The following is a 7,740-nucleotide window of genomic DNA, read 5'->3' on the forward strand; positions in this document are numbered from 1 at the left end:
AGTTTTAAATCCTTCTGAATATAGTTTAGAAGCAATAATACTTTCTTCTCCTTCCAACATCGGAACTTCCATCTTACATCTCCAGCAATATCGTATTCTCATAATGTTGATTCAAATTGTGCCTAACGGTTTGCATATGGCTTGTGGCGGTTTAGAAGCACTTTCCTGTCCACCGAAACTAATGCTTGCTACGAAGCAGAAACCTTGCTGGCAGCCGCTCACCCGCCATAAGCTATATGCGTTGTTGTACCACGTTTTTTTATTCTTTATAAATTGCCAATCTTATTTTTCTGTAGTCAGTCGAATTACTTCCTAACATAAATAGATAGGCTTTATTTCCGTTTCCGCTCAGCCATTTAATTCCGTCACTAAAATTTGACTTTGCAGTGTCCGAAGCAATTTCTACAAAACTTGGTTCTCCTAATTTCCAAGTCAGTTGTTTTTTTAATCCATCAAATTTTTTCTGGAATTTTTTTGTGTCGGTTTTACTTTGACCAAAAGGTTTGTCTGGTTCTTGTATTTCAGTCCACTCATACATTACAACTCGAACTATACTGTCTGAAGCTGTATAAAAATATTCAGTTTCTAATTCAAATTTTCCTTTTTCGGTGCGACTGTAGGTTTTGGGTGTCTCTAGATTAAAACCCTTTTTGTTCGGGTAGATACTTTCTCCAATGCTTATTTTGTGACTTGGTGTTCTAACAATAGAACCAAGGCCTTGTTCGATTTTATCTGCCTTTGGAATTGTTAGAGTTGCTAAATCGTCAAATCTCTCCGTTTGAAATATCTTTCTATTTGTAACGCAAGAAACGATAGTTAGGCAAATGATTGTCGATATGTAGATTGTATTTTTCATATGTGGTACAACGTGTTTGTGTATGGTTAGTTGCGTGGTTAAGCAACTAAATTAGCAAACTTTTACGAACCCGTGAAAATTCCGCAGGAATTTTCGCAAGTAGGCAAGTACAAAGCAATTAATTATACACGGTGTTGCCAGTAGTATTTTATTCTTTCATAAGTTTATTCAAGTCTTGAATCAATTTGTCATCGTGTCTCGCATAAATTAAAATTTGATTTTTTGGTTGTATTCCAGCCTCTTCGGAATAATAAAAGAAACTTATAGAATACTTATCTCCTCCAATATGATTGATGTCATATAAGCGATAATTTTTATCAGCATTTTCAATTGTCCATTTTTTGGAAACTATTTCTTTTTTATAGGTGTCGAAAACTATAAAATCAGCCGATGTTTCAAAAATGAAAACGGTATTCCATTTTCTTTGAATGTCGTATATGTTCGTAAGTAAGGTTATAATTGTTTCTTTACCTTTTTCTACAAATACTATGTTGTATTTATCGTTTTGCCAGAAGTATGTAATTCCAGAATTAAAGTCTTTATCAGGTCTATATATTTTCTTTTTTTTGAGTTCACTAATAATTTCAGATACGTTGTGATTTAAAATTTCAACTGTTTTAGTAGAGTCGATTGAGTTTATTATCCAATCACAATAGTTATCATTATACTCAATCTTTTTTTGCTCTTTTTTTATTGTTTTCCAATTGATTATAGAATACTCAAGCATTTTTAGAGTATTGATTATATCAAATTTATTACTTACTTGACGAACTACAATTCCTTTTTTATTTAAAAGTGCTTGTCCTTTTCTAGCATAACTGTTATTATACTGAATTGTTCCGTTGTCAAAACTTAAAAAATATATTGGTTCTGCTATTCCAACATAGAAATGGTTAAAATCCAAAAGGATTGGTTCATTGTAATTTAGTTTTTTAGCTAATAATTCAGCTAACTTTCCAATAATCTCAACCTTTTTTATTTCTTCGTATTTGTAGCCTGTTTTTATTCGGGTTTTAATATTTCCAAATTCAGTTGTAACCCAAAAATCTTGATGAGCGGAAACTGCCATTGTTGTAAACATTAAAATCAGAAAAAATGCTATGTTTTTGGTTTTTGTCATATTACTGGCAACGTTGTTGTATATGGTTTGTTGCGTGTTTAAGCACGTAATTTAGCAAATAAAAACCGAATAGAAAATCCGCAAGGATTTTCGTAAGCAGGCTAGAACTAGCAATAAATTATATACGGTGTTACCCAACGTTTTTTATTTCTATTTTATAAGTCAAAACCTCTTTTCCAGTATCACAATTCAATTCCAAGGTTTTATTTTTCGTTTCTACTATTTTCCAATTTACAGAAGGAATATTTTTTTCCAAAACTTGCACTTCTATATTGTCAATTCCGATAAAAATTAGATTTGTATTTGGCTTTTCAGTCGAATTCCATTGTTGAAGTAAAATTCCATTGGAATAAGTAAAAAACCAATCTCCAAATAACTTGTTCTTTAAAAATTCAATTTTCGGTTCGCTCTTCAAATTCAGATATGCTGGTCCAAATCGGATTTCACTAATATATTTTTGATAAATATTTATTCCGCTAAAGTTTGTCAGAATATTCCATTGCTCAATATCAGACGATTGAGTTTCTAATTCCAATTCAGTGTCGGGTTTAGAAAAAAGATTTTGAAAAAAAGCAAAAATTCCAACAAACACCATTATTATAATTCCAATGACCAAAATTATCGGATAAAGAATAATCATTAAAACACTCATTATCCCATTCAAAAATCTATTGCCTTCACTGGGCTTTTTGATTCTGTCAATAAGTTGAATGTTTATCTGTCGTAGCATTTTTGGTCAAATGTTGGGTAACGGTCTCGTATAACCGTCAGTTACGGGTTAATATGCGTTAATTTTCGGTTTGACACAGACTTTAGCAATTCCGAGTGGATTCGGACGTAGTCGAATCCGCCGTAATTGCGGTTATACATTGTTGTACGCAGTTTTTTATTCCACCATTTTGTGATGCTTTTTAATTTCCGATTTTGTGAGATTTAGGAATTTAGCCGCGTTATTGTAATATATATCTCTTTTCTGTTCGTCCGAGAGCCAATCTAAATTATAGATAATTTCGATATTTTTCCTGATTGTTCCAACGTAATCCGACCCAAACATTAATCTATCTCCCAATCCTTCTTCATATAATTTTTTCACTTTAGGTTCCCATCTTTCTTTTGGTGCAAACATACTAACAGCAGTTATTTCACAATATATTTGCTCATATTTTTTCATTACTTCGATGCATTCATTAAAATATCTGCCTGGATAATGCATTAAGTAAATTTTTAATTTTGGGTATTTCTCCAAAACAGGAAGTAATAATAAGGGATTTCCATATTCTTCGTTCCAATTTGGGGTTTCTTCCATATTTCTTTTGAAAGGTCCAGCATCAGCGTGAAACCCAATTGGAATTTGGTATTTTTCAGCCAACTCCCAATAAGGATTGAATCTTTCATCAGTTGGATGAATGCCCATACTATGAAATGAAGTTTCACCGAGATATTTAAATGTTCCATTCTTAAAAAGACTGTCAAGCTCTTTAAGGTCTGGAAGTTCACTTTCGCAAGGTTCGTCTTGTTCTCGAAGCGGATTACAAGGTAATCTTGGACCACTCCAATGTCTCTTATCTAATTCCTGCCATAATTTGGCATATTTCATTGGTCCACCGCCCAACGCCAATACAATATTGTTCTGGTCAAAACGTTGGCGCATCCACTCAATTTTTGCAATGTCAATATTTGGATTTATTTTATTGTAATCTTCGTTGTCGTCATAACCTTTAGTGATATGAATATGAACATCAATAATTGGCTGGTTTTTTAAAAATTCGTCAATATTATCTTGGGCGACAATTGATGAAGTTGTAAGTCCTAAAGTCAAAAAAAATATTAATCCTATTTGATTTTTCATAATTTTCTCAAATTGCGTACAACGTGATTGTGTATGGTTAGTTGCGTATTTCAGCAACTAATTTAGTAAACAAAAACGAACGCAAGAAAATTCCGAAGGAATTTTCCAGATAAGCACTTGCCAAAGCAATTAATTATACACAGTGTTGTGTGTAGTTATTCTTTTATTTCTAAAATTATCAAAAAGTTATTTAGAGAAAATTGAGATTAAAATCTCACATTCATTTAAAATAATCATATTGGGTTATTATATCAGTAAGTCTATTACAGTTATTCTAGAATCACCCAGTGTATGGGAGTAAATGAATAATTAGATTTTGGTTCACCACTAACCAAAGAATGATTTCCACAGGCTAAAGAATTTTTTATGGGTAAGGAAAAGGTGTTTTCGGGCAAAGAAGCTGGCATTAGTCCGATGGCAAATCGAGGTTTTTCACTAAGCCACTCTTTACTGATTACGAATTCGGTTTCTCCAATTTTGCCCATTTCCATAGTACTTGCCACCCATCCATTTTTATCAAGATATTCTTTCCTTTTATCAATTTCTTCCGGACTAAAACCCTTTTCTCTCATTTCCCAGACAAAAGATTCGTTTGTATTCCATATATTGTCTTCTGATTTTTCATAATTTAATTTTCCAAGGGCAGCCGATGCATGGAGTACTGAAATACTACTACCATTACAAACGCACAAGCTAGCTACGTAAATTTCCTCCGTTTTTACCGAAACATAAAAGTACTCTTTGGTTTCCTTTATGTACAACTTATTTATTCCCTCCTCTACAACTAATTCCATATTCTCAAGTTCCTTATTGTCTAAAGTACCATCGGGAAGAATTTGGGCGTTCAACAAAAGGTTCTGACTAAAGACTAACAAGCACATTATCAAAATTTTATCCGAAGACGTAAATATTAATGTTTTCATCACTTTGAATTTGGTTTTTAATTACACACAACGTTTTGTGTATGATTAGTTGCGTGGTTAAGCAACTAATTTAGTAAACAAATACTTGCCAGAGAAAATTCCGAAGGAATTTTCCAGATGAGCACTAGCCACAGCAATTAATTATACACCGTGTTGGCAACAGTATTTATTTTTTCCTTTATTTTCTTGAGGGTTTCAAAGTCCTTTTCGGATTGTATGAAAAAATCTTTTTTGATTTTAATTCCGTTACTAATGAATGATATATTATTTCCAGCTCCATTTGACCTCCAAGGACCTGGATGGTTTGGTTTTCCTTGTAATTCACCTGAATAATTTTTTACTTTGATTTGTAAATTAGATATGCGATTTATTTCATAAATCTGATTATCGATTTCGATTAATTCATCAGTTATATTTAGAGTTCCATTTAAAACACCCTCCAAAGGCTCCTTTTTATTCATTCCCGAGAATTTGTTCCAAAAAGTAAAAATCAAACATAAAAAGGCTAAAACTTTAAAGGATATCCTTATCCAGCTTAAATTCCAATAATCTTTATTAAAATCAAGGATTATCAAACAAAAAAACAGAGCTAATAATCCGAACCAAAAATTTTGTTCCTGAATAATCATTCGCTTTTTTTTGCTGTTAAAATGAAATATGTAACCTTGGAATTTCATATTGTTGCCAACGTATTTGTGTATGATTTTTTGCGGGAAAAGGACGCGAGTCATTTTCCGTTGATGCGGAAAGATAATTAATAAGATTGAATTTCCGATGAGGAAATTCAGCCGCAATTAATTATACACGGTGTTGTGCGTAGTTTTTATTCCAAATCCCAATCATCAATTTCAAACCACGCAGATTTTCCTTTTTTTAAATATTTAACTATTCTTTCCTCTGGTCGAGTCCATTTTTTAGTTTTCTCATTAAAAATCCGAATATTATCATTATTATAAATTACGATACCTTTTCTATCACAACTTTCAATAACCTTGACATTGATTTTTAAATTTTCTGCATCTTTCTCCATTAGAATTCCTTTAACTAAACAAGTGTCGTCCATCCATTTATCTTCCTGACTTTGGCTGGCAAATTCATAATTATAATTGAACTCTAAAACATCACCAATTTTCAATTCAGCGAATGTTTCTTTCTTTTCTTCCAGTTCTTTTTTTTCTCGTTCTAATTCATTCGCTTTTGCTTTCTCTTCCCATTCTACATATTCTTTTATTTGTTCCTCAAATCTGATGTCTTCATTCTTTAAAGAACGATAAAAGCTTTCTAAAATAACAACAGACATTGATTCGGGATGTTCAATTTTATTATCTCGAAAAAATTTGGAAAGGCGAGAACCTCCCCAAAGTTGCCAGTTATTTCTCATCCATAATCCAATTCCAGGTCTATAATTTCCATACACATAATCTTTTTCGGCAAGTTTGGTGATTTCTACTTTTAAGCTGTCTGAATAAATTTTATTTAGTGAATTTATAGCATCATTGAGGTCTTTTGGAATGTAGTGTCCTCTCAAGCTATCTGTTGTATATCTAACTTTATCTTCCTCGTTCCATTTATGCTCTAATATTTTAAAAGGTTCAATTATCTTTTGTTCATCAAATTCTCCGTTGTTTAAATATTCTTTAAAGGCAATTAAAATAATTTCTGTTTGATGTTGTGACACACCTTTGTTATCCAGATACTTTACGATTCTAGAACCGTAATTATCTCTATCAGTCCAATTGAAAATCATCTTGTATTTTCCTCCCCAAGGATAACTTATCTTTTTTATAGTATCGTTTCCACTTCTCTTAATTAGACTTTTAATACTGTCAGAAGTGTGAATGTTTAGATAAGAAATTGCTTTTTCTAAATTTTTTGGTGATTTGGTTTTTTGTCCGAATGTTGAAATGGAAAAAATTAAGAGTAATAAAGTAATCGAGAATTTCATATTCAGTTATTTAGTTTCTCGAAAATAATTCGGTTCTTTTTATTATAAAAGTCATAATGAGTGAACTATGTTTTTGATTGAGTAAAGAGTTTTCTCAAATTACGCACAACGTATTTGGCTATGAAGTCGTTGCGTAGCTAGGGATTAAAATTTAGGTCAACGACAGACAATGGTTAAGGTAAAATATTGCAAATAGTAATTAACTAGCAATGATTTATAGCCGTTGTTGTAACTCGTTTTTTTTATGTCAGATTCAGTTTCTATTGTTCACAATAAAAATAACCAATATTCGATAACCAAAAAAGATGCTAGTGGAAAATTAATAGGTGAATTTACTCTGACTTCTGACGCTATTTTTGAATCAGTTAATTTTTATTCTGAATACTTATCTAAACAACCTTGCAACGCATCCTTAAAAAAAAATTCAGCATCCTTTTGAAATTCGGGTTCTAATTTATTAAAGACTTCTCTGAATTTATATTCGATATAGTTTACAGAATTAAACAATATAAATATATTATCGAGTTCAATGTTATTTTCTTTTAAAAAATCAGAATTTTGTTTTTCAAATACGGTTAATTTAGTTAAAAAACATTTTTTAATTTTTTCAGATGTTTCTCCTGACATCGTTGTTTTTATTTTATCCATAATTTTTTATTTAGTTCTTTATATATTAAGCAAGAGAGGTGAAACAATACTAGGTTCATCAAGGGACTACCAGCACAGCTCAATAGTCCGACCAAAACTACCTGTTTGCACGGTCATTGGTCATTCCCTAGCATCATTTCGGCTTACTCTCTTGCTTTTTCTTTCTTTCCATTACATTCTTATAGGCTATTAAACTTAACCTTTCCGCTCTGGTCATTTCAGATACCTTTTTTCGATGTTTTATTTCCTTTACCACGTACTGTTAAATGGGTTACAACGTGTTCGTGTAAGGTTTGTTGCGATTATTAGCAATAAAGTTAGTAAAAAAGGATCAACAATTTATAGTCAATAATGTTTCAGATGGAAAATGCTTTAGCAATAAACTTTACACGGTGTTAG

General features: G+C 31.5%; 8 protein-coding genes. All 8 read right to left on the reverse strand.

The genetic code is table 11. The features are described from left to right. Positions 1-259: 259 nt before the first annotated feature. Complete coding sequence (locus tag ACFFGA_RS14885) at positions 260-856, reverse strand: hypothetical protein (RefSeq protein ID WP_386065209.1); 597 nt, start codon at positions 854-856, stop codon at positions 260-262. A 148-nt stretch (positions 857-1,004) separates the two neighbouring features. After that, entirely contained in the window at positions 1,005-1,976 is a 972-nt protein-coding gene (locus tag ACFFGA_RS14890) for a hypothetical protein (RefSeq protein ID WP_386065211.1), read from the reverse strand. Positions 1,977-2,106: 130 nt separating this feature from the next. Then, a complete protein-coding gene (locus ACFFGA_RS14895) occupies positions 2,107-2,706 on the reverse strand; it encodes a hypothetical protein (RefSeq protein ID WP_386065213.1) in 600 nt (199 codons plus the stop codon). 156 nt (positions 2,707-2,862) lie between these two features. Continuing rightward, on the reverse strand, positions 2,863-3,795 hold the full coding sequence (locus ACFFGA_RS14900; RefSeq protein ID WP_386065215.1) for an amidohydrolase family protein: 933 nt from the start codon (positions 3,793-3,795) through the stop codon (positions 2,863-2,865). Positions 3,796-4,094: 299 nt separating this feature from the next. Then, positions 4,095-4,748 carry a hypothetical protein gene (locus ACFFGA_RS14905; protein WP_386065217.1) on the reverse strand — a complete coding sequence of 218 codons (654 nt, stop codon included), beginning with the start codon at positions 4,746-4,748 and terminating at the stop codon, positions 4,095-4,097. Positions 4,749-4,885: 137 nt separating this feature from the next. Further along, positions 4,886-5,377 carry a hypothetical protein gene (locus tag ACFFGA_RS14910; protein ID WP_386065219.1) on the reverse strand — a complete coding sequence of 164 codons (492 nt, stop codon included), beginning with the start codon at positions 5,375-5,377 and terminating at the stop codon, positions 4,886-4,888. Between the two features lie 194 nt (positions 5,378-5,571). Further along, the gene (locus tag ACFFGA_RS14915) at positions 5,572-6,693 is read right to left on the reverse strand and encodes a DUF6794 domain-containing protein (protein ID WP_386065221.1); all 1,122 of its coding nucleotides are present in this window, start codon (positions 6,691-6,693) and stop codon (positions 5,572-5,574) included. A gap of 372 nt (positions 6,694-7,065) precedes the next feature. Further along, entirely contained in the window at positions 7,066-7,341 is a 276-nt protein-coding gene (locus tag ACFFGA_RS14920; RefSeq protein ID WP_386065223.1) for a hypothetical protein, read from the reverse strand. Positions 7,342-7,740 lie beyond the last annotated feature (399 nt).

It is taken from the genome of Winogradskyella pulchriflava (assembly GCF_042434315.1).
Classification (GTDB): domain Bacteria; phylum Bacteroidota; class Bacteroidia; order Flavobacteriales; family Flavobacteriaceae; genus Winogradskyella; species Winogradskyella pulchriflava.